The sequence below is a fragment of the Clostridiales bacterium genome (assembly GCA_012512255.1).
Lineage (GTDB): Bacteria > Bacillota > Clostridia > Christensenellales > DUVY01 > DUVY01.
Genome location: JAAZDJ010000073.1, coordinates 1 through 17,867 on the forward strand (window position 1 = coordinate 1; position 17,867 = coordinate 17,867).

The 17,867-nt window shown below is 44.2% G+C and carries 33 protein-coding genes and 1 pseudogene; 2 read left to right on the forward strand and 32 right to left on the reverse strand.

The window, feature by feature from the left end:
* Both GX756_03795 and GX756_03800 read left to right on the forward strand, forming a co-directional pair.
* The coding region (locus GX756_03795) for a DUF2179 domain-containing protein (protein ID NLC16982.1) at positions 1-163 on the forward strand (163 nt) is incomplete at its 5' end.
* A 133-nt stretch (positions 164-296) separates the two neighbouring features.
* A pseudogene (locus GX756_03800) lies at positions 297-581 on the forward strand (spore surface glycoprotein BclB).
* 490 nt (positions 582-1,071) lie between these two features.
* Here the strand turns inward: GX756_03800 and rplQ are convergent.
* From rplQ to rpsJ, 32 genes are all read right to left on the reverse strand, one after another.
* Positions 1,072-1,575: a 50S ribosomal protein L17 gene (rplQ, locus tag GX756_03805; GenBank protein ID NLC16983.1), complete on the reverse strand. Its 504-nt coding sequence runs from the start codon at positions 1,573-1,575 to the stop codon at positions 1,072-1,074.
* A gap of 14 nt (positions 1,576-1,589) precedes the next feature.
* A complete protein-coding gene (locus GX756_03810) occupies positions 1,590-2,543 on the reverse strand; it encodes a DNA-directed RNA polymerase subunit alpha (protein ID NLC16984.1) in 954 nt (317 codons plus the stop codon).
* Between the two features lie 30 nt (positions 2,544-2,573).
* Complete coding sequence (gene rpsD / locus GX756_03815) at positions 2,574-3,191, reverse strand: 30S ribosomal protein S4 (GenBank protein NLC16985.1); 618 nt, start codon at positions 3,189-3,191, stop codon at positions 2,574-2,576.
* Positions 3,192-3,204: 13 nt separating this feature from the next.
* Positions 3,205-3,594, reverse strand: a complete 390-nt coding sequence (gene rpsK / locus GX756_03820) for a 30S ribosomal protein S11 (GenBank protein ID NLC16986.1) — start codon at positions 3,592-3,594, stop codon at positions 3,205-3,207.
* A 7-nt stretch (positions 3,595-3,601) separates the two neighbouring features.
* Positions 3,602-3,973, reverse strand: a complete 372-nt coding sequence (gene rpsM / locus GX756_03825; protein ID NLC16987.1) for a 30S ribosomal protein S13 — start codon at positions 3,971-3,973, stop codon at positions 3,602-3,604.
* A gap of 103 nt (positions 3,974-4,076) precedes the next feature.
* A complete protein-coding gene (gene rpmJ, locus GX756_03830; GenBank protein NLC16988.1) occupies positions 4,077-4,193 on the reverse strand; it encodes a 50S ribosomal protein L36 in 117 nt (38 codons plus the stop codon).
* Between the two features lie 25 nt (positions 4,194-4,218).
* Complete coding sequence (gene infA, locus GX756_03835; protein NLC16989.1) at positions 4,219-4,440, reverse strand: translation initiation factor IF-1; 222 nt, start codon at positions 4,438-4,440, stop codon at positions 4,219-4,221.
* Position 4,441: 1 nt separating this feature from the next.
* Positions 4,442-4,726, reverse strand: coding sequence for an RNA-binding protein (locus tag GX756_03840; GenBank protein ID NLC16990.1), 285 nt, complete (start codon positions 4,724-4,726; stop codon positions 4,442-4,444).
* Between the two features lie 10 nt (positions 4,727-4,736).
* Entirely contained in the window at positions 4,737-5,483 is a 747-nt protein-coding gene (map, locus tag GX756_03845) for a type I methionyl aminopeptidase (protein NLC16991.1), read from the reverse strand.
* 2 nt (positions 5,484-5,485) lie between these two features.
* Positions 5,486-6,103: an adenylate kinase gene (locus GX756_03850; protein ID NLC16992.1), complete on the reverse strand. Its 618-nt coding sequence runs from the start codon at positions 6,101-6,103 to the stop codon at positions 5,486-5,488.
* The gene (secY, locus tag GX756_03855) at positions 6,103-7,407 is read right to left on the reverse strand and encodes a preprotein translocase subunit SecY (GenBank protein NLC16993.1); all 1,305 of its coding nucleotides are present in this window, start codon (positions 7,405-7,407) and stop codon (positions 6,103-6,105) included. Before secY ends, GX756_03850 begins: the two co-directional genes overlap by 1 nt.
* Positions 7,407-7,850, reverse strand: a complete 444-nt coding sequence (gene rplO, locus GX756_03860) for a 50S ribosomal protein L15 (GenBank protein NLC16994.1) — start codon at positions 7,848-7,850, stop codon at positions 7,407-7,409. The genes secY and rplO overlap by 1 nt, the downstream gene beginning before the upstream one ends.
* A 1-nt stretch (position 7,851) precedes the next feature.
* Positions 7,852-8,061, reverse strand: coding sequence for a 50S ribosomal protein L30 (gene rpmD / locus GX756_03865; GenBank protein NLC16995.1), 210 nt, complete (start codon positions 8,059-8,061; stop codon positions 7,852-7,854).
* A gap of 10 nt (positions 8,062-8,071) precedes the next feature.
* On the reverse strand, positions 8,072-8,575 hold the full coding sequence (gene rpsE, locus GX756_03870) for a 30S ribosomal protein S5 (GenBank protein NLC16996.1): 504 nt from the start codon (positions 8,573-8,575) through the stop codon (positions 8,072-8,074).
* A gap of 20 nt (positions 8,576-8,595) precedes the next feature.
* Positions 8,596-8,964 (reverse strand): 50S ribosomal protein L18, encoded by a 369-nt coding sequence (gene rplR, locus GX756_03875; protein NLC16997.1) that lies wholly within the window; start codon positions 8,962-8,964, stop codon positions 8,596-8,598.
* Positions 8,965-8,974: 10 nt separating this feature from the next.
* On the reverse strand, positions 8,975-9,517 hold the full coding sequence (gene rplF / locus GX756_03880; GenBank protein ID NLC16998.1) for a 50S ribosomal protein L6: 543 nt from the start codon (positions 9,515-9,517) through the stop codon (positions 8,975-8,977).
* An 11-nt stretch (positions 9,518-9,528) separates the two neighbouring features.
* Positions 9,529-9,924, reverse strand: coding sequence for a 30S ribosomal protein S8 (rpsH, locus tag GX756_03885; protein NLC16999.1), 396 nt, complete (start codon positions 9,922-9,924; stop codon positions 9,529-9,531).
* Between the two features lie 14 nt (positions 9,925-9,938).
* Positions 9,939-10,124, reverse strand: coding sequence for a type Z 30S ribosomal protein S14 (locus GX756_03890; GenBank protein NLC17000.1), 186 nt, complete (start codon positions 10,122-10,124; stop codon positions 9,939-9,941).
* Positions 10,125-10,136: 12 nt separating this feature from the next.
* Positions 10,137-10,871, reverse strand: a complete 735-nt coding sequence (gene rplE, locus GX756_03895) for a 50S ribosomal protein L5 (protein ID NLC17001.1) — start codon at positions 10,869-10,871, stop codon at positions 10,137-10,139.
* A gap of 558 nt (positions 10,872-11,429) precedes the next feature.
* Complete coding sequence (locus GX756_03900; protein NLC17002.1) at positions 11,430-11,942, reverse strand: 50S ribosomal protein L24; 513 nt, start codon at positions 11,940-11,942, stop codon at positions 11,430-11,432.
* 15 nt (positions 11,943-11,957) lie between these two features.
* Positions 11,958-12,326, reverse strand: coding sequence for a 50S ribosomal protein L14 (rplN, locus tag GX756_03905; GenBank protein ID NLC17003.1), 369 nt, complete (start codon positions 12,324-12,326; stop codon positions 11,958-11,960).
* Positions 12,327-12,337: 11 nt separating this feature from the next.
* Positions 12,338-12,607: a 30S ribosomal protein S17 gene (rpsQ, locus tag GX756_03910; GenBank protein ID NLC17004.1), complete on the reverse strand. Its 270-nt coding sequence runs from the start codon at positions 12,605-12,607 to the stop codon at positions 12,338-12,340.
* A gap of 16 nt (positions 12,608-12,623) precedes the next feature.
* Positions 12,624-12,857 carry a 50S ribosomal protein L29 gene (rpmC, locus tag GX756_03915; protein ID NLC17005.1) on the reverse strand — a complete coding sequence of 78 codons (234 nt, stop codon included), beginning with the start codon at positions 12,855-12,857 and terminating at the stop codon, positions 12,624-12,626.
* A 1-nt stretch (position 12,858) separates the two neighbouring features.
* Entirely contained in the window at positions 12,859-13,314 is a 456-nt protein-coding gene (rplP, locus tag GX756_03920; protein ID NLC17006.1) for a 50S ribosomal protein L16, read from the reverse strand.
* On the reverse strand, positions 13,301-13,972 hold the full coding sequence (rpsC, locus tag GX756_03925; protein NLC17007.1) for a 30S ribosomal protein S3: 672 nt from the start codon (positions 13,970-13,972) through the stop codon (positions 13,301-13,303). Before rpsC ends, rplP begins: the two co-directional genes overlap by 14 nt.
* Complete coding sequence (gene rplV, locus GX756_03930) at positions 13,972-14,364, reverse strand: 50S ribosomal protein L22 (protein ID NLC17008.1); 393 nt, start codon at positions 14,362-14,364, stop codon at positions 13,972-13,974. Before rplV ends, rpsC begins: the two co-directional genes overlap by 1 nt.
* 8 nt (positions 14,365-14,372) lie before the next feature.
* Positions 14,373-14,651: a 30S ribosomal protein S19 gene (gene rpsS, locus GX756_03935; GenBank protein NLC17009.1), complete on the reverse strand. Its 279-nt coding sequence runs from the start codon at positions 14,649-14,651 to the stop codon at positions 14,373-14,375.
* 13 nt (positions 14,652-14,664) lie between these two features.
* Positions 14,665-15,492 carry a 50S ribosomal protein L2 gene (rplB, locus tag GX756_03940; protein ID NLC17010.1) on the reverse strand — a complete coding sequence of 276 codons (828 nt, stop codon included), beginning with the start codon at positions 15,490-15,492 and terminating at the stop codon, positions 14,665-14,667.
* A 10-nt stretch (positions 15,493-15,502) separates the two neighbouring features.
* Positions 15,503-15,796, reverse strand: a complete 294-nt coding sequence (gene rplW / locus GX756_03945; GenBank protein NLC17011.1) for a 50S ribosomal protein L23 — start codon at positions 15,794-15,796, stop codon at positions 15,503-15,505.
* Positions 15,789-16,418, reverse strand: coding sequence for a 50S ribosomal protein L4 (gene rplD / locus GX756_03950; GenBank protein NLC17012.1), 630 nt, complete (start codon positions 16,416-16,418; stop codon positions 15,789-15,791). The genes rplW and rplD overlap by 8 nt, the downstream gene beginning before the upstream one ends.
* 13 nt (positions 16,419-16,431) lie before the next feature.
* Positions 16,432-17,070 (reverse strand): 50S ribosomal protein L3, encoded by a 639-nt coding sequence (gene rplC / locus GX756_03955; protein ID NLC17013.1) that lies wholly within the window; start codon positions 17,068-17,070, stop codon positions 16,432-16,434.
* A 23-nt stretch (positions 17,071-17,093) separates the two neighbouring features.
* Positions 17,094-17,402 carry a 30S ribosomal protein S10 gene (gene rpsJ / locus GX756_03960; protein ID NLC17014.1) on the reverse strand — a complete coding sequence of 103 codons (309 nt, stop codon included), beginning with the start codon at positions 17,400-17,402 and terminating at the stop codon, positions 17,094-17,096.
* Positions 17,403-17,867 lie beyond the last annotated feature (465 nt).

A 17,867-nucleotide genomic window follows, 5' to 3' on the forward strand; every position in this document is an offset into this window, starting at 1 on the left:
AGCTAAGGGCATGCACACCAATAAGGAACGCAATTTGCTTGTCTGCTTAGTTAGAAAAAGACAGGTGTCCGCCATGAGAAAACTTTTGAAAGAATACGCGCCCGATTCGTTTACTTACATCTCCCAAGCGACCGAAGTCATCGGCGAAGGATTTACTTCATAAAAAAATGGCTTTATAACTTTTAGAAAGTATCGCCCTTTCTTAATTTTTTGGAAAGGGTTTTTTTAATTTTGTGTCAATTTTGGTTAAAACTCATATAATGTTATACGAAAAAATTTAAGGAGCGCCAAATTTTATGTATTTTGATGATTATAAAAATCCAGACTGCTGTAACGTGTGCTGCCTTCCCGGTCCTAGAGGACCCCAAGGCTGTCCAGGGCCTCCCGGTCCAAAAGGCTCCACAGGTCCAACCGGTCCTCAAGGCATGATTGGTCCTATCGGCCCTACCGGTCCGACAGGTCCAACAGGTCCTACTGGTCCTACTGGCCCAACAGGTCCAACAGGTCCTACTGGCCCAACAGGTCCTACTGGCCCAACAGGTCCTACTGGTCCCACTGGTCCTACTGGCCCTACCGGTCCGAATGCGCAGCTTAACAACTTCTTAACTTCTATTACAGTCCAAACAGGTTTGGATATTGATTCGGGCGAGAGCATTCCTTTTGCTATCAATGGAACTGTTGGAGGAACGGATATAACGCATACGCCGGGCTCAATAATCTTTAACTTGCAGGCCAACCGCGCCTATCAGGTATCATATACGGTAAGCGGACAAACGCAAGCCAACGCTATGTCTTTTGTGCTTGAATTGAACGGCGTACAAGTCCCCGGAAGCAACGCCACCGTATTGCAAACGCCCGCGGAATCTTTAACCGCCACAGGATACGCTTATATTGCCACCCCAGCGGCGCCAAATCCCAGCGCTTTGGAAGTGGTTAATATCTCAACGGATGAAGTTGAAAATATTACAGCCAGCATTTCTATCTTGGAAATAGCTTAAAAAAACCAAAAAAAGCAAGCGTTTTAGCTTGCTTTTACATATGCGCAAATTTGCATATTTTAAAATCCAATCTTTAAATTAATTCTATTATTGCCATTTCGGCGGCGTCGCCGCGACGAGGGCCGATTTTTAATATGCGGGTATATCCGCCGCCCTGGCCTTCGCTCGCTCTTTGGGAATATCTGGGCGCATATTCGTTAAAAATCTTTTCTATCAAAGGATGCTTAATATCCTTGGTTCTGGCTTTATAAGCCGTCTTTGATTCGTCGGCGCCCTTTATTTCTTGCAAGTCATAAAGGCTTGCCATAAGTTTTCTTCTTGCCGCCAGCTTTTTGGGGCCGTCGTTATAATGCTCTACTGTATATTCCTTGCCCTTGGCGTCCTTTTTGGTAAGTTCTACTTTAACCACATCGTTATGGGTGTTAATCGCGGCCGTCAATAGTTTTTCGGCTATTTTTTGAACGGATTTTGCGCGGGCAAGGGTTGTTTTTATTTTTCCGTACCAAAAAAGCTGCGAAACTTGATTGCGAAGCAACGCCATTCTTTGATCGGTAGGTCTTCCTAGTTTGTATCCCATTATTCTAAAGCTCCTTATTCGTCACTCTTTTTTAAACTAAGTCCAAGTTCGTTTAATTTGCTGATAACTTCTTCCAAAGACTTTCTGCCAAGATTGCGCACCTTTAGCATGTCTTCTTCGGTGCGCTTGGACAAATCCTCAACCGTATTGATGTTTGCGCGTTTTAGACAGTTAAACGAGCGCACGGACAAGTCCAAGTCTTCTATGCTCATTTCCAAAATCTTTTGGCGTTTGTCCTTTTCGCGGCTGACTAAGATGTCCATTCCGCTGATGTTCTCGGACAAATTGACAAAAAGCCTTATATGGTCTTCCACAATTTTGGCGGAAAGAGAAACCACTTCCCTTGCCGACATCGTGCCGTTGGTTTGAACTTCCAATGTGAGTTTGTCGTAGTCAATATTTTGCCCGACACGAGTGCTTCCCACTTCGTAATTGACTTTTTTGACAGCCGTAAAGATAGAATCTATCGGTATATATCCTATAGGCGCGTTGGGGTCTTTGTTCTCATTGGCGCTGACATAGCCGCGTCCCCTGCCTATGGTAAGCTGCATATCCAATACGGCGCCCGTATCCAATGTGCAGATATAATGGTCGGGATTAAGAATTTCCACATCGGAATGCGTTTCTATATTCTTGGCGGTAACAATACCGGGGGTTGCTGCGTATAATCTCAAAACGGTCTGGTAGTTACGGTCTTGAGAAACTGTCTTGACGGCCACGCCTTTAAGATTGAGAATGATTTCGACGACATCTTCCCTTACGCCTTTTATGGTGCTGAATTCGTGCTTAACGCCCTCAATCTTAACGCCCTTGATAGCCGCGCCCGGCAATGCGCTCAAAAGCACGCGTCTTAAACAGTTGCCCAAAGTGATACCAAACCCGCGTTCCAACGGTTCAATAGTGAATTTGGCGTAGCTGCCGTCCGCGCTTTCGTCGCATTGAATTTTGGGTCTTTCTATTTCCATCATAATAACAAAGTTCTCCTTTTTAAAAACTAATTACTTGGAGTAATGTTCAACAATCAATTGTTCATTAATATTGAGGTCAATATCTTCCCTTGCGGGCAGCGCCAACACCTTGCCTTCCAATGTTTCTGTGGAAAACTCCAACCACTTCGGAATAATAGGCCTATATTCCTTCAAATGGGCGAATTTTTCTTTGTGGGAAGGCTTGATGGCTATTACATCGCCTGCTTTAACCTGATATGACGGAATATCAACTTTTTTGCCGTTGACGGTTATATGACCGTGATTTACTATTTGGCGGGCTTGCGCTCTTGAAGAGCCTATTCCCATGCGATATACCACATTGTCAAGCCGTCTTTCCAACATAGACAGCATAATCTCGCCGGTTACGCCTTTTTGTTTTGACGCCTTAATATAGTAATTTTTGAATTGTTTTTCAACAAGTCCGTAATATCTTTTGACTTTTTGTTTTTCCCTTAACTGCAAGCCATACTCGCTTATCCTTCTTCTTCTGCCCATGCCGTGAATTCCCGGAGGCGTGGGTCTTCTGTCAATAGCGCATTTTTTGGAGGTGCATCTATCGCCCTTCAAAAATAGCTTCACTCCTTCTCTTCTGCACAAACGGCAATCAGCTCCTGTATATTTAGCCATTAAAGTTTACCTCCTATATCCTTCTGCGCTTGGGCGGTCTGCATCCATTATGGGAAATGGGAGACACATCCCTGATCAATGTTATATTCAGTCCCGCGGTCGCCAAAGCTCTGACGGCCGATTCCCTGCCCGAGCCCGGGCCTTTTACATATACTTCCACGCTTCTTATGCCTTGTTCATAAGCGCGCTTGGCCGCGTCTTCCGCCGCCATCTGCGCGGCGAAAGGAGTGGACTTTCTTGAGCCCTTAAAGCCCAGCGCGCCCGCGCTGCTTTGGCATATAGCGTTGCCTTGTTCGTCTGTTATCGTTACCAAAGTGTTATTAAACGACGCTTGAATATGCGCCTGTCCTTTGTCTATATTGCGCGTTACTTTACGCTTTTTGGTCGTCTTTTTAAGTGCCATAATTTAGTTACCTCCCCTTGCCGCGTCCGACTATGCGTTTTCTGCCCTTTCTGGTGCGAGCGTTGGTCTTTGTATTTTGTCCTCTTACGGGCAATCCTTTGCGATGGCGCAAACCCCTGTAGCAACCGATATCTTGCAATCTCTTGATATTCATCGCGACTTCTCTTCTTAGGTCGCCTTCAACCACAAGATTTTTTTCAATGTAATCTCTTAACTTGCTGACATCGCTTTCCGTCAAATCTTTGACCCGCGTGTTAGGGTTAATATTGGTTTTTTTCAAAATTTCGTTTGCCAAAGGTCTGCCTATGCCATATATATAGGTCAGTCCAATCTCTATTCTCTTTTCTCTAGGCAAATCAATACCGGCTATTCGTGCCACCTTGTATTCTCCTTATTTTGATTTTTTTATATATATTTTACACGAAAAGGAATGAGCTGTTTTTATTTAATTTTAAACAGCTTTTTCGTATTTGTATCCTAAATTATCCTTGTCTTTGTTTATGGTTAGGGTTTTTTGAGCAAATAACCATAACCTTGCCTTTGCGCTTGATTATTTTGCACTTATCGCACATAGGTTTAACAGAAGGTCTAACTTTCATTTTTTATCTCCATTGTTTTTATTTTTTAATTTTTTCCGCGCCAGATTATGCGCCCTTTTGTGATGTCATAGGGCGACATCTCTATCTTAACATGATCCCCGGGCATCACTCTTATGTAGTTTACCCTTAGTTTCCCCGACAATGTAGCGGTAATAATATGCCCGTTGGATAATCTAACTTTAAACATAGTTCCGCGCATGGCTTCAATCACTACGCCTTCGGTTTCTATGTTATCTTCTCTTGGCACACTATTCCTCCTTTTTGTCGCCGTTATTAAAAACCTTTAACGCTTTATAAAGCTCGGAATCAAATATTTTAATTCCGTTTTTGAGTTTGTCCGTTAATAAGGTTTTATTTAATAATTTCAAGTGTTTTATATTTTTTTTCTTAGGAGCGCTTAATTTGTGGAATCTGCCATCCGCGATCAAGACAAATCTCTCATCCAGCACTCCGCAGATTACAAAATACTTGCCTTTGTCCCTTCCTGCAATAGAAAGCGCTACCCTACCGAGTTCTGCCTCTACCTTTTCCATCTACCACCTCTTAAAGCGTCAAAATCTCCGCGCCGTTTGCCGTTATTACCACGGTGTTTTCATAATGCGCGGACGGCAAACCGTCTTTGGTCTTGACCGTCCATCCGTCAGGACAAAACTCAACTTCGTATCCGCCCATATTGACCATAGGTTCTATTGCAAGCGTCATGTTTTTTGAAAGCTTTATGCCTTTGCCCGCCGTCCCAAAATTTGGCACCGACGGGTCTTCGTGTATTTGCTTGCCTATGCCGTGCCCGACCAAAGCCCGAACGACCGAAAAGCCCGCTTTTTCAACATAATTTTGGATTGCGCTTGACAAGTCTCCCAGCTTCACGCCGTCTTTCAAAACTTTTAAGCCTTCAAAAAAGCTTTGTTCGGTCACTTTGATTAGTTTTTGGTTTTGCGGGGACACCTGACCTACCGCAAATGTTCTTGCCGCGTCCGCGTGGTAACCGTTAATATAAGCTCCCACATCTATGCTGATGATTTGTCCTTCTTCCAGCGTCCTTTTTGACGACGGTATTCCATGAACGACTTCATCATCAATTGAAGCGCATATAGAAGCGGGATATCCTCTATATCCCAAAAAAGAAGGATAAGCGCCGCATGAAGTTATATACTCATACGCTATTATATCCAACTCTTTAGTTGTAATGCCGACTTTTATGTTATCGCCCAAAATATTAAGAACATCCCTTACTATCAAGCCGGCCTTGCGCATCTTTTCTATTTCATTTTGAGTTTTTATTGTTATCATTATCAGTTTAATATTTTTACTATATCTTCAAACACATCGTCAATTGAACGGTTGCCATCTATATTGACTAGCAACCCTTTCTCAGCGTAATAATCAATAAGCGGCTTGGTTTGAAGCGTATAGGTCTTGAGTCTCGCTTTTACTGTTTGGGGCTCGTCATCCTGTCTTTGAATGACTTCTCCGCCGCATTTTGCGCATTCCGTCTCTTTATATGCGCTTATGTGATAAGGCGCGCCGCAAACAGAACAAACTCTTCTGCCGGACAGTCTTTTGACAAGAATGTCCAAGTCTACATCAATGTTAAGCACAATATCTGCTTTTGTAAATTCGTCCAAAGCTTGCGCTTGCGCAATGGTGCGAGGAAACCCGTCCAATAGGTAACCGTTTTTGCAGTCATTTTCATTAAGTCTATTTTTGACAATCTCAATGACTACTTCATCTGGAACAAGCGCGCCTTGGTCTATATATGATTTGGCTTTTTTGCCTATTTCTGTGCCTTGCTTGATATTGGCGCGTAAAATATCGCCCGTGGATATATGGGGGATATTATACTTGGCCGATATCTTTACCGCCTGCGAGCCTTTGCCCGCGCCGGGAGCGCCCAATAGGATTATATTCATTATTTCAAAAATCCTCTGTAATGCTTCATCATTAATTGGCCTTGAAGCTGTTTGTCAAACTCCAACGCCACGCTTACAACTATAAGCATACCTGTGGCGCTAAAAGCGTTTATAAGCTGAGCTTCGGTCTTAAACACTACGGCAAACACAACGGACGGCACTATTGCGATAAACGCCAAGAATACCGCGCCTATAAATGTAAGTCTATTATTTATTCTTTTTAGATATTCGGTCGTAGGCCTTCCGGGTCTTATGCCGGGTATAAACCCGCCGTATTGCTGGATATTGCGGCTGACATCTTCCGGGTTAAATTGTATATTGGCATAAAAGAATGAAAACCCGAAAATCAATAAGCCCGTAACAAGCGCGTAAGGCCAAGTGCCCACTCCCAAATATGTCATAAACCATCTGTAAGCGCTGCTCTCGGGCGCTATTAATTGAAAGAGCATTTGCGGGGCGGTAACTATAGCCGAAGCGAATATTATGGGCATAACGCCCAAAGCGTTGACCTTGATGGGTATATGGGTCGCCTGCCCGCCATACATCTTACGCCCTTTTATTTGTTTTGCGTATTGGATTGGTATGCGCCTTTCCGAAAGGTCAATAAACACAATAAACAAAAAGATGGTTATAATCATTATAAAGAACGCCACCAAAAACCAAATGGCTTGTTCGTCGCCGTTAATGATATTTATTACGGTGGCTTGAATGCTTTGTGCGGCTGTTGCCAATATGCCCACAAATATCAAAAGCGATATGCCGTTGCCGATATTAAGCTCGGTAATTTTTTCGCCCAGCCACATCGTAAAAGACACGCCCGCTACCATTATAATGACGACAAATGTTGAAATCAGCCAATTTAAGTTAGCGCCAGCGCCAAAAATCCCTTCGTTAATCCAACCATTGCTAGACCAGCCTATTACTATTACAATAGACTGCGCTAAGGCTAGTATAAGCGTTAAATATCTTGTGTATTGGTTTAATTTCCTTCTGCCCTCTTCGCCTTGTTTGGACAATCTTTCAAAGTAAGGAATCGCCACTCCCAACAGCTGCATAATAATGGAAGCGGTAATATAAGGAGCTATTCCTAACGCCAAAAACGCGCCGTTCGCCAAAGCTCCTCCGCTTATTGCCGACATCAATCCCAAAATAGTGTCGTCCATACCTTCGTTATAATAATCGGTAGCGACGCCGGGGATAGGAAGCCAGCAACCGAAGCGATAGACTAGCAACAAAAACAAGGTAATCAAAATTTTTTTTCTTATCTCCTTGACTTTGAATGCGTTTTTGAGCGTTTCAAACATTATATCACCTCTGCTTTCCCGCCGGCTTTTTCTATAACCTCCTTAGCTTTAGCTGAAAATTTGGCAGCCTGAACGGTAAGTTTTTTGGTCAACTCGCCGTTGCCTAAAACTTTTAGCCCATAAGGCTCTATCTTTTTGATGATTCCTTTTTCTTTTAACAACTCAATAGTTACAACAGCGTCGTCATCAAAAATATTTAAGGCGCCGACATTGACAATATTATATACTTTTTTGAAGACATTAGTAAAACCGACCTTGGGCAGTCTTCTAACCAACGGCATTTGACCGCCTTCAAAACCGGGTCTTACTCCTCCTCCGCTTCTGGCTTTTTGTCCTTTATGTCCTCTGCCCGAGGTTTTGCCTAAGCCCGAGCCTGTGCCTCTGCCTACTCTCTTGGTTTTGCGGCGAGCGCCTTCTTGAGGACTTAACTCATGAATATCCATATTATTGAACTCCTATCTCCTCGACTTTTACAAGATGGCGTACTTGGAAAAGCATGCCTCTTAACGCCGAATTGTCGTTAAAGATTTTGGAACTGCCTATTTTTTTTAGTCCCAAAGCTTGTATTGTTTTTATATGTTTATCCAAACTGCCTATCGTGCTTTTTATCAATGTCACTTTGACTTGGGCAGATTGCGCCTTTTTCTTAGCCATAGTCACGCTCCTAGTTTATAATCTCTTCAACAGCCTTACCGCGCAAAGCCGCGACTTTTTCGGGGTTGCGCAAACTCTTAAGCCCTTCTAAAGTTGCCTTTACGCAGTTGATTGGATTGGAAGAACCAAGAGATTTGGTTGTTATGTCTTTTATGCCCGCAAGTTCCACGACCGCTCTTACGCTTCCGCCGGCGATAACGCCCGTGCCTTCGGGCGCGGGACGCATAAACACATATCCTCTGCCGTATTTGCCTATTACTTCGTGAGGTATTGTGGTATTGCTAAGGGCAATCTTGACCATATTCTTTTTGGCGTTTGCCGCCGCTTTTTCTATCGCCATGGGGACTTCGTTCGCCTTGCCCGTGCCGACGCCAACCGAACCTTTTTCATCGCCCACGACAACGACGGCTGTAAAACGGATATTTCTTCCGCCTTTAACAACCTTAGAAACACGCCTTACGGAAACAAGTTTGCGCTTTAATTCATCTTGTTGTCTTTCTTCACGCTTTGCCATTATGAATTTAATTTCCTCCTTCAAAACTTCAGCCCGGCTTCTCGCGCGCCGTCCGCTAACTGCTTGATTCTGCCTGTATAAAGGTATCCGCCTCTATCAAACACCACTTTTTCTATCTTTGATTTTAGGGCTTTTTGGGCGATTTCCTGCCCGACTATTCTTGCTTGCTCCTGCTTGGTCTTGCCTTTTAGGGCTTCTTGCAAGCCTTTTTCCAAAGTAGAGCATGCCACCAATGTATGCCCTTTGGTGTCGTCAATAATCTGCGCGTATATATGGTTAATGCTGCGATATACATTGAGTCTAGGAGTCTTAGAATCTCCCGATATTTTCTTTCTTACGCGTAAATGCCGCTTTTTTCTGATTTCGTTCTTGTTAGGTTTGGATATCATGTTTTACTCCTTATTTTGCAGCCTTCTTGCCTTCTTTGCGGACAACCCTTTCGTCCGAATAATATATTCCGTAACCGTGATAGGGTTCTACTTTTTTGATAGCTCTTATTTTGGCGGCAAAATGACCTACGAGCTCTTTGTCAATGCCTTTTATTTCTATTTCCGTAGGCGTAACACAAGCCGCTTTTATGCCGTCGGGAATATTCACTTCAACGGGATAGGAAAACCCGATGTTCATGACAAGCTTAGAGCCCGAAACCTGGCACTTATAGCCCACGCCTGAGACAATGAGCTTTTTTTCATAACCTTTTGTCACGCCAACAACCATATTGTTGATAAGCGATCTATATAAACCATGCAGTGACCTTGCTTGTTTTTGGTCGTTTGCGCGGCTTACCAAAATTTTGCCGTCTTCCGCTTTTACGGATATGTCTTTTGATTGTATTCGCCTGCTTAGCTCGCCTAAAGGTCCTTTTACGGTTACAATGTCGCCGTTAATGTCCACGGTAACTCCGTTAGGTATCTCTATGGGCATTTTTCCAATTCTAGACATCTTGATACCTCCTACCAAACATAGGCAAGCACTTCGCCGCCTACCTTGTATTGTCGCGCTTTTTTGTCTGTCATTATGCCTTTGCTGGTTGACAAAATAGCAATACCCAAACCGTTAAGCACCTTGGGAATTTCTTTATACGAGCAATACACCCTCAAGCCCGGCTTGGAAATTCTTTGAAGGTTGGTCAAAACTCTTTCATATTTGGGTCCGTATTTTAATTCTATAATAATTTTGGCGTCTTTGCCTTCGCCTTCCAATTTCGCGCTTTTTACATAGCCTTCTTCTACCAAAATATCGGCTATTTGCTTTTTTATTTTGCTTGCGGGTATCTCTACCGACGTATGTTTGGCGGTAAGAGCGTTCCTTATTCTTGTTAAAAAATCCGCGATAGGGTCAATAACCATTTGACGAAACCTCCTTACCAACTTGATTTTCTTACGCCGGGAATTTCACCGCGATACGCAAGGTTGCGAAAGCAAATTCTGCAAATACCATATTTGCGCAAAACCGCATGCGGTCTGCCGCATATGTTACAACGGGTGTACGCCCGTGTTGAAAATTTTGCAGGCCTTTTTTGTTTGTTTATTAACGCTTTTTTTGCCATTTATCTATCTCCTTAATTTGCCAACGGCATTCCCATGCCCTTCAAAAGGGCTTTGGCTTCTTCGTCGGTGCGCGCGGTGGTAACGATAGTGACATCAAATCCTCTAACCTTATCTATTGTGTCATACTTGACTTCGGGGAAGATAAGCTGTTCTTTTATGCCAAATGTGTAGTTGCCGCGCCCGTCAAACGAATTGCCGTTAAGACCTCTAAAGTCCCTTACCCTGGGCAATGCCATAGAAATTAATTTATCTAAAAACTCGTACATACGGTTGCCCCTGAGGGTAACCATACATCCGACATTCATTCCCGTTCTGACCTTAAAATTGGCGACTGATTTTTTGGCTTTAGTGACAATGGGTTTTTGACCGCAAATAAGAGCAAGCTCTTCCACGGCGGCGTTAAACTTTTTGCCGTCGTCTTTAATATCGCCCAAGCCCCTATTAACTACAATCTTTTCAATTTTGGGGACTTGGTGGATATTTTTGTAGCCAAATTGTTTCATAAGTTCTTTGACGACAACTTCGTCATATAATTTTTTCAAACGGTACCTGCCGTTGTCCCCGTCCTTGGCAGCCTTTTTGGAAGCTTCTTTTGCGGACGCTTTAGCGGCGGATTTTTGCGCCGCGGGCTTTTGGGCAGGTTTAGCCTTATCAGCTTCTTGAGCTTTGGTCTTTTTTTGGTCTTGTTCAACGATCTTTGTCGTTGTTTTCTTTTTTTCTTCCACTTTGCCAGCCTCTTGTTCCATATATTGTTTTTGGTTTTTTAAGTTATCGCTTGATTTTTTGGTTTTTGCCGCTTCCATTAATACCGCGGCTATTCCTTCCTCTATCTTGCTTTTGGGAATTGTCGCTTTTTTCTTAGCGCCACTTCCCGATTTGTTAATAAGCCTTCCAATTTCTTTTAGCTTGGACTCAAGGTCGCTTACCGCCGCTTCAATCAGTTCCAGATCGGTCTTTCTTTTTTTGAGTTCTTGGGCGGTTAATTCGTTCTTGTCTTTTGAATCTTTTAAAGCTGCTTCTTGGTAATATTCGCTAACTTGTTTTTGGACTTGCGCCAGAAATTCTTTTTTTTCGTTAAGCGCTTTGTCTAACGCTTTTTTGGCCGCTTCTTCGCGCTTGCGAAAAACCTCTTCGTCTTCCGCTTTCTCAGCGTTTTGATCAACCCGTATCTGACTTAATTCCTCCAGAGCTTTTTTAACAGCTTCATCCAGCATAATTGCTTTCGGGCTTTTTAGGTCATCTACAGGCGATTTTGACGGTTTAGTCACACGCCTTGTATTTGCCATCTTTTCTCCCCCTTATAATTATGCTTCGGTATTGACGGTTTCAGCGCTTTCCTTTTTGGTCGCTTTTTTTGCTGTTGTTTGTTTTTCTGTAGCGGTTGCGTCTTGGGCTTTTGAAGCTTGGGCCGTTGTCTTGGCCTGTGTTTTTTTGGTTTGTTCTTTTGCGTCGTCTTCTTTTTTAGTTGTTTTGGCGGCTTTGGTTTTTTCTTTCTTGATTTCTTTGGAATCAATGGGCTTGCCGCACTTTTTGCAAACGCGCGATTTCTCGTCGCCTGACTTGACAAAACCTACTCTGGCAGGCATCCCGCAAGAGGGACAAATGACCTGCAGCTTGCATAGGTAAATCGGCGCTTCGCTTTTGGTTATGCCGCCAGCTTCTTGGGCGCTTTTTGGCTTTTTGTGATGGTGCACAATATTAACGCCTTCCACGATCGCGCGGTTTTGTTTAGGAAAGATTTGCAAAACCTTGCCGGTTTTACCCTTTTCATCTCCTGACAATATTATTACTTTATCGCCTTTTTTTACATGAAGCACGGTTTTTGTTCCTCCTTAAAGCACTTCGGGAGCCAAGGATATAATTTTCATATAATCCTTTTCTCTGAGTTCTCTTGCAATAGGTCCGAAGATGCGGGTTCCTCTGGGCTGACGCTGGGCGTCAATTATCACAGCGGCGTTATCGTCAAATCTAATATGTGTGCCGTCTTTGCGGCTGATGCCTTTGTGCGTGCGCACGATAACAGCGCGAACAATATCGCCCTTTTTCACAATGCCGCCTGGGGTCGCGCTTTTGACGGAAGCGACAATAACATCGCCTATATTGCCCGCGCGGCGAAACGAACCGCCCAATACGCGAATACACATTATTTCTTTGGCGCCTGTGTTATCGGCCACCTTTAGATATGTTTGAGGTTGTATCATAACGCGTCTCCTTACTTGGCCTTTTCAATGATTCTAACGAGCCGCCAGCATTTATTTTTGGAAATAGGACGGGTCTCGGCTATTTCCACATAATCGCCTATCTGACATTCATTATTTTCATCGTGTATCATATATTTTTTGGTCTTTTTGATTATCTTTTTGTAAAGAGGATGCTTAACTCTAGTAACAACGGACACTACGGCCGTTTTGTCCATCTTGTCGCTTACCACTATGCCCTCGCGGGTTTTGCGGTTGTTTCTTTTTATTGCTGTATCTTCCATAATTCACATCCTTTTTTTACGCTTTCTTTTTGGCGGGCGTAGAAGCAGGTCCGCTTATGCCTTTTATCTCGCGCTCCCTTAAGACTGTCTTAATGCGCGCGATATCGCGCTTGACAGCCTTAAGCTGATTGGTGTTGCCTAATTGCCCGACCGCATGGTTAAAACGAAGATAAAACAATTCGCTTTTGAGTGATGACAGCTTAGCGTTAAGTTCGTCATTGGTCATATCGTGAACTTCTTTAGCTTTCATACTACTTAGCCTCCTTGTTGTTATCTTCTGGGGCGTCCGGATCTTTTACCTCGCCTTTTTTGACAACCTTGCATTTGATAGGCAGTTTATAAGCTGCTTGGGTCAAAGCTTCTTTGGCCACATCTTCTGGAACGCCGGCAATTTCAAACATAACCCTGCCGGGCTTAACCACAGCGACCCAAAACTCGGGCGCGCCTTTTCCGCTACCCATACGGGTTTCGGCGGGCTTCTTGGTTACCGGTTTGTGAGGAAATATTTTGATCCAAACCTTTCCGGTTTTCCTAACTTGTTTGGACAATACGATACGCGCCGCTTCTATTTGATTGGAAGTAATCCAGCCGGGCTGGCATGCCGCCAATCCATACTCGCCGTATGTCACAAGATTGCCTTTTGTGGCAACGCCTTTCATGCGCCCTCTGTGGACTCTTCTCCTTTTGACTCTTTTAGGCATTAACATTGCGTTCATCTCCTTTGAGGGATTTTGACAATACCTCGCCTTTATAAATCCATACTTTGACGCCAATTACGCCAAATGTGGTGTATGCTTGAGCAAAACCATAGTCAATATTCGCTCTCAGCGTCTGCAAAGGTATAGACCCCTCGTTATAATGTTCGCTGCGGGCAATTTCAGCCCCGTCAAGCCTGCCGCTGACCATGACCTTGACGCCCTTTGCGCCGGCTTTTATTGCGCGGTTTATGGCTTGTTTCATCGTTCTTCTAAACGAAGCTCTTTTTTCTAGTTGGGCAGCTATATTCTCGGCCACCAGCACCGCGTCCACATCGGGACGCTTAACTTCCAAGATATTGATGTTTATGGTTTTGCCGGGCGCTATAGCCTGAATTTCTTTTTTTATTTGCTCCACGCCTGAGCCTTTTGCGCCTATCAGCATGCCAGGGCGGGCTGTGTAAATATTGACAACAATTTTGCTTCCGGTCAATCTTTGTATAGTTATGCGGGAAATGGCGGTTGCGTAATATTTGGTTTTTATGTGGTTGCGGATTTTATAGTCTTCCAAAAGATATTTATGGAAATCCTTTTTGCCCGCGTACCATTGGGTTTCCCAACCGTGAATTATTCCCACTCTAAGCCCGTGAGGATTAACTTTTTGACCCATTATTTAGCCTCCCTGACATCCAAAATAACCGTTATATGGCTTGTGCGCTTCAAAATCCTATCGGCGCTTCCGCGGGCGCGGGGTCTGATGCGCTTTAGCGTAGGCCCTTGATCCGCGAAAATCTCAGCCACATACAAGTCTTTTTTGGCAAGATTGTTATTGTGCTCGGCGTTAGCCGCCGCGCTGTTTATCGCTTTGATAACAGGCTCGGCCGCGGCCAATGGCGTGTTTTTCAAAATCGCGATCGCGTCCGTATAGCTCTTGCCGCGAACCAAATCAATCGCCCTTCTGACCTTATAAGGCGACATCCTTATATAACGGGCAAAAGCTTTGGGGCGCGTATCTTTATTTTTTTGCCTTTCTGCAGCCTTTGTTCTTATTCTCTTAGCCATAACCTCTCCTATTTGGCGCGTGTGCCTTTATCTCCCGAATGTCCTTTGAAAGTCCTGGTAGGAGCAAATTCTCCTAGCTTGTGGCCTACCATATCTTCGGTGCAATACACGGGGACATGTTTTCTGCCGTCATGCACGGCTATGGTATGTCCCACAAATTCGGGGAAAATGGTTGACGCTCTTGACCATGTTTTGATAACTTTTTTTTCGTTTTTTTGATTTAGCTCTTGAATTTTTTTCAAAAGCTTAGGGTCAACGAAAGGTCCTTTTTTTACCGATCTGCTCATTTAGCTAACCTCTTTAATTGATTCGTTTGATAATAAACTTATCAGAACGATTCTTTTTCTTTCTTGTCTTTAAGCCTCTGGCCTTTTTGCCCCAAGGCGTCATCGGGCTAGGCATGCCGACAGGCGATTTGCCTTCGCCGCCGCCGTGAGGATGGTCAACCGGGTTCATGGCAACGCCTCTAACGGTCGGCCTAATTCCCAAATGGCGCTTGCGTCCGGCTTTGCCAAGACTGATTAATTCGCTGTCAACATTGCCTACCTGCCCTATGGTAGCGCGGCATGCAAGGGGAACCATTCTCATCTCGCCGCTTGGCAGTCTTAGAGTGGCGTATTTGCCTTCCTTGGCCATAAGCTGAGCCGCGCCGCCAGCCGAACGCACAAGCTGTCCTCCGCGCTTGGGCTGGAGCTCTATGTTATGAACCATAGTGCCCACGGGAACGGATTCTAAGGGCATCGCGTTGCCTACCTTAATATCAACATCCGCGCCCGATACCACGGTATCTCCCGCTTGCAAGCCCAAAGGGGCCAAAATATATCTTTTTTCGCCGTCGGCATAATGAAGCAACGCTATAAATGCCGTGCGGTTGGGGTCGTATTCTATTGCCGCGACTTTTGCCGGAATATTATCCTTATTGCGCTTAAAGTCTATTATACGATATTTGCGCCTGCCGCCGCCGCCTATATGTCTCACGGTGATCTTGCCTTGGTTATTGCGCCCGCCTGTGCGGTTAAGACTAACCAGCAACGACTTTTCGGGCTTCTTTTTGGTCAGCAACGAATAGTCTATAACGGTCTTAAATCTTGTTCCCGGCGTCATCGGCCTTAATCTTTTAATTGCCATTGTTTTCTCCTTATGCCAGACTGTCAAACAATTCTATGGACTTTGAGTCCTCGGTCAATTGAATGATTGCCTTTTTGTAAGAGGGCGTCATTCCCTCGTATCTGCCCTGTCTTTTTAGCTTGCCGCGGGCGTTTATGGTGTTAACGCTTTGGACCTTTACCTTAAAAATCTCTTCTATGGCTTTTTTTATCTGTTTTTTATCAGCCCTTTTGTCCACGATAAAAGTGTATTTTTTGGACTGGATGCCGCCATAACTCTTTTCGGACATAACGGGCTTTATGATTATATCGTAAGGATTATTCATTGCCGTAAGCCTCCTCAATCTTCTTAACCGCGCTCTTTAGCATAACAATCTTATTATGGCGGACAACATCATACACATTGATAAAGTCAGAACAAATAGCGCTAACTTGAGGGATGTTTCTGGAAGCCCTGAAAACATCTTCGTTGACTTCGGGCAATACCAATAGCACGCTTTTGTCTAGTTTTAGGTTGGATAAAATATCCGCGACCTCTTTGGTCTTGGCGGAAATGAGTTTTAGGTCATCCAGCACCATAAATTGATCGTCCGAAACTTTTGCGCTCAAAGCCGACAAAAGCGCTAAAGTTTTGGCTTTTTTGTTGATTTTTTGCGAAAAATCTCTGGGTTTGGGAGCAAATACCACGCCGCCATGACGCCATTGGGGCGACCTGGTTGAGCCGTGGCGAGCTCTTCCCGTCTTTTTTTGTCTCCAAGGCTTTCTGCCGCCGCCGCTTACTTCGGCGCGGGTTAGAGCGCTTTTTGTGCCTTGTCTGCGGTTTGCCAATTGAGCGACTACGACTTGATGGATTAAGGGTTTGTTGACTTCTTGCCCAAAAACCTTATCGCTCAAGGTCATAGTGCCGACTTTTTCTCCGCTTTGGTTATATACGTTAATTTTAGGCATATCTCAATTCTCCTTATTTTGCGCACTTAACAGCTTGGCGAACGGCAATCAGCCCGCCCTTGGGGCCGGGGACGGAACCTTTTATCAGCAAAATGTTTCTTTCGGGGTCAACCTTGACCACCTCAAGATTTTGTATGGTTACCTTTTCGTGTCCGTATTGCCCGGGCATTGACTTGTTTTTGAAAATCCTGCCTGGCGTGCTGCCCGCGCCCGTAGAGCCCATGGACCTGTGCACAGGGCCTGCGCCGTGCGACATTCTAAGACGGCTGGCGTTCCAACGCTGTATTGTGCCCGTAAAGCCTCTTCCTCTGGTCAATCCGCTTACATCCACCATATCGCCTGATTGGAAGATGTCGCATTTTATTTGATCGCCCGCTTTATAGCTGGACGCGTTAGACAATTTGAATTCTTTTAGATATTTTTTGGGCGTAATGCCCGCCTTTTTGAAATGCCCCAAAACAGGCTTTGTCGTGTTTTTTTCTTTGGCGTCAATAAAGGCAAATTGAACGGCGCTGTAACCGTCTTTTTCCTCGGTCTTGACTTGGGAAACATAACACGGTCCCGCCGCGATAACCGTAACGGGAATAACCGTGCCGTCATCGGCAAAAATCTGCGTCATCCCTAACTTTATTCCTAATATAGCTTTGTTCATCGTAAATGTCCTCCAGGCAAGCTTTACAACTTGATTTTGATATCAACGCCTGCTGGCAAGTCCAGTTTCATAAGACTGTCAACCGTTTTTGCCGACGGGCTATAAATATCAATCAAACGCTTGTGTGTCCTTATCTCAAATTGCTCTCTTGAATCCTTATATTTGTGAGGCGCGCGCAAGATTGTGATGATTTCTTTTTCGGTGGGAAGCGGTATAGGCCCGCTTACCTTGCCGCCCGTTCTTTTGGCTGTCTCAACAATCTTTAAAGCCGACTGGTCAACCAAGTCATGCTCGTACGCTTTGAGATTGATTCTTATTCTTTGTCCTGCCATGTCTTATATATTTAACCTCCAAATTGCTTTGCTTAAGCCATAAAAACCGATATACAATGCGCCGTGTGTTTCATATTTGGTTGCATTTTTTAGCGGCTCTTATAAGAGCCGCTAAAAAGAAAAAAGTTTTTTTAGCTTAAGCCGCTCCCGATAAATTAGGAACATAGATCCGCCAAAGTTCTCCTCTTAGGCGCTGCAATTATTCGCCTAGGTAACCTTCGGTTTCATCTCCAAAATCCGCCGCCCTTTTGGGCACGCTTATATATTCTAATATAACGGATTTTTTATGTCAAGAAAATTTTACGATGTTTTATAAATTTTTTGACGCTTTTTGACTGCTTAAATTGCAACTACAAGTGCAACGGTTTGTATAATAAATTTGTTTTACAGTTCCCTTTACCCCGAGGGGTAAAGGGAAAATTTTTCTAATTCTTGAGCGAACACTTGTTCTGCTGATTTGTAGCC

What these genes read in the sequence shown, in the direction of transcription:
- rplQ (NLC16983.1), bottom strand. Translation starts at nt 1,575, where the DNA reads ATGGGATACAAACTAGGAAGACCTACCGATCAAAGAATGGCGTTGCTT.
- GX756_03810 (NLC16984.1), bottom strand. Translation starts at nt 2,543, where the DNA reads ATGATGGAAATAGAAAGACCCAAAATTCAATGCGACGAAAGCGCGGAC.
- rpsD (NLC16985.1), bottom strand. Translation starts at nt 3,191, where the DNA reads ATGGCTAAATATACAGGAGCTGATTGCCGTTTGTGCAGAAGAGAAGGA.
- rpsK (NLC16986.1), bottom strand. Translation starts at nt 3,594, where the DNA reads ATGGCACTTAAAAAGACGACCAAAAAGCGTAAAGTAACGCGCAATATA.
- rpmJ (NLC16988.1), bottom strand. Translation starts at nt 4,193, where the DNA reads ATGAAAGTTAGACCTTCTGTTAAACCTATGTGCGATAAGTGCAAAATA.
- GX756_03840 (NLC16990.1), bottom strand. Translation starts at nt 4,726, where the DNA reads ATGGAAAAGGTAGAGGCAGAACTCGGTAGGGTAGCGCTTTCTATTGCA.
- map (NLC16991.1), bottom strand. Translation starts at nt 5,483, where the DNA reads ATGATAACAATAAAAACTCAAAATGAAATAGAAAAGATGCGCAAGGCC.
- GX756_03850 (NLC16992.1), bottom strand. Translation starts at nt 6,103, where the DNA reads ATGAATATAATCCTATTGGGCGCTCCCGGCGCGGGCAAAGGCTCGCAG.
- secY (NLC16993.1), bottom strand. Translation starts at nt 7,407, where the DNA reads ATGTTTGAAACGCTCAAAAACGCATTCAAAGTCAAGGAGATAAGAAAA.
- rplO (NLC16994.1), bottom strand. Translation starts at nt 7,850, where the DNA reads ATGGATATTCATGAGTTAAGTCCTCAAGAAGGCGCTCGCCGCAAAACC.
- rpmD (NLC16995.1), bottom strand. Translation starts at nt 8,061, where the DNA reads ATGGCTAAGAAAAAGGCGCAATCTGCCCAAGTCAAAGTGACATTGATA.
- rpsE (NLC16996.1), bottom strand. Translation starts at nt 8,575, where the DNA reads ATGGCAAAGCGTGAAGAAAGACAACAAGATGAATTAAAGCGCAAACTT.
- rplR (NLC16997.1), bottom strand. Translation starts at nt 8,964, where the DNA reads ATGATATCCAAACCTAACAAGAACGAAATCAGAAAAAAGCGGCATTTA.
- rplF (NLC16998.1), bottom strand. Translation starts at nt 9,517, where the DNA reads ATGTCTAGAATTGGAAAAATGCCCATAGAGATACCTAACGGAGTTACC.
- rpsH (NLC16999.1), bottom strand. Translation starts at nt 9,924, where the DNA reads ATGGTTATTGACCCTATCGCGGATTTTTTAACAAGAATAAGGAACGCT.
- GX756_03890 (NLC17000.1), bottom strand. Translation starts at nt 10,124, where the DNA reads ATGGCAAAAAAAGCGTTAATAAACAAACAAAAAAGGCCTGCAAAATTT.
- rplE (NLC17001.1), bottom strand. Translation starts at nt 10,871, where the DNA reads ATGGAACAAGAGGCTGGCAAAGTGGAAGAAAAAAAGAAAACAACGACA.
- rplN (NLC17003.1), bottom strand. Translation starts at nt 12,326, where the DNA reads ATGATACAACCTCAAACATATCTAAAGGTGGCCGATAACACAGGCGCC.
- rpsQ (NLC17004.1), bottom strand. Translation starts at nt 12,607, where the DNA reads ATGGAAGATACAGCAATAAAAAGAAACAACCGCAAAACCCGCGAGGGC.
- rpmC (NLC17005.1), bottom strand. Translation starts at nt 12,857, where the DNA reads ATGAAAGCTAAAGAAGTTCACGATATGACCAATGACGAACTTAACGCT.
- rplP (NLC17006.1), bottom strand. Translation starts at nt 13,314, where the DNA reads ATGTTAATGCCTAAAAGAGTCAAAAGGAGAAGAGTCCACAGAGGGCGC.
- rpsC (NLC17007.1), bottom strand. Translation starts at nt 13,972, where the DNA reads ATGGGTCAAAAAGTTAATCCTCACGGGCTTAGAGTGGGAATAATTCAC.
- rplV (NLC17008.1), bottom strand. Translation starts at nt 14,364, where the DNA reads ATGGCTAAGAGAATAAGAACAAAGGCTGCAGAAAGGCAAAAAAATAAA.
- rpsS (NLC17009.1), bottom strand. Translation starts at nt 14,651, where the DNA reads ATGAGCAGATCGGTAAAAAAAGGACCTTTCGTTGACCCTAAGCTTTTG.
- rplB (NLC17010.1), bottom strand. Translation starts at nt 15,492, where the DNA reads ATGGCAATTAAAAGATTAAGGCCGATGACGCCGGGAACAAGATTTAAG.
- rplW (NLC17011.1), bottom strand. Translation starts at nt 15,796, where the DNA reads ATGAATAATCCTTACGATATAATCATAAAGCCCGTTATGTCCGAAAAG.
- rplD (NLC17012.1), bottom strand. Translation starts at nt 16,418, where the DNA reads ATGCCTAAAATTAACGTATATAACCAAAGCGGAGAAAAAGTCGGCACT.
- rplC (NLC17013.1), bottom strand. Translation starts at nt 17,070, where the DNA reads ATGAACAAAGCTATATTAGGAATAAAGTTAGGGATGACGCAGATTTTT.
- rpsJ (NLC17014.1), bottom strand. Translation starts at nt 17,402, where the DNA reads ATGGCAGGACAAAGAATAAGAATCAATCTCAAAGCGTACGAGCATGAC.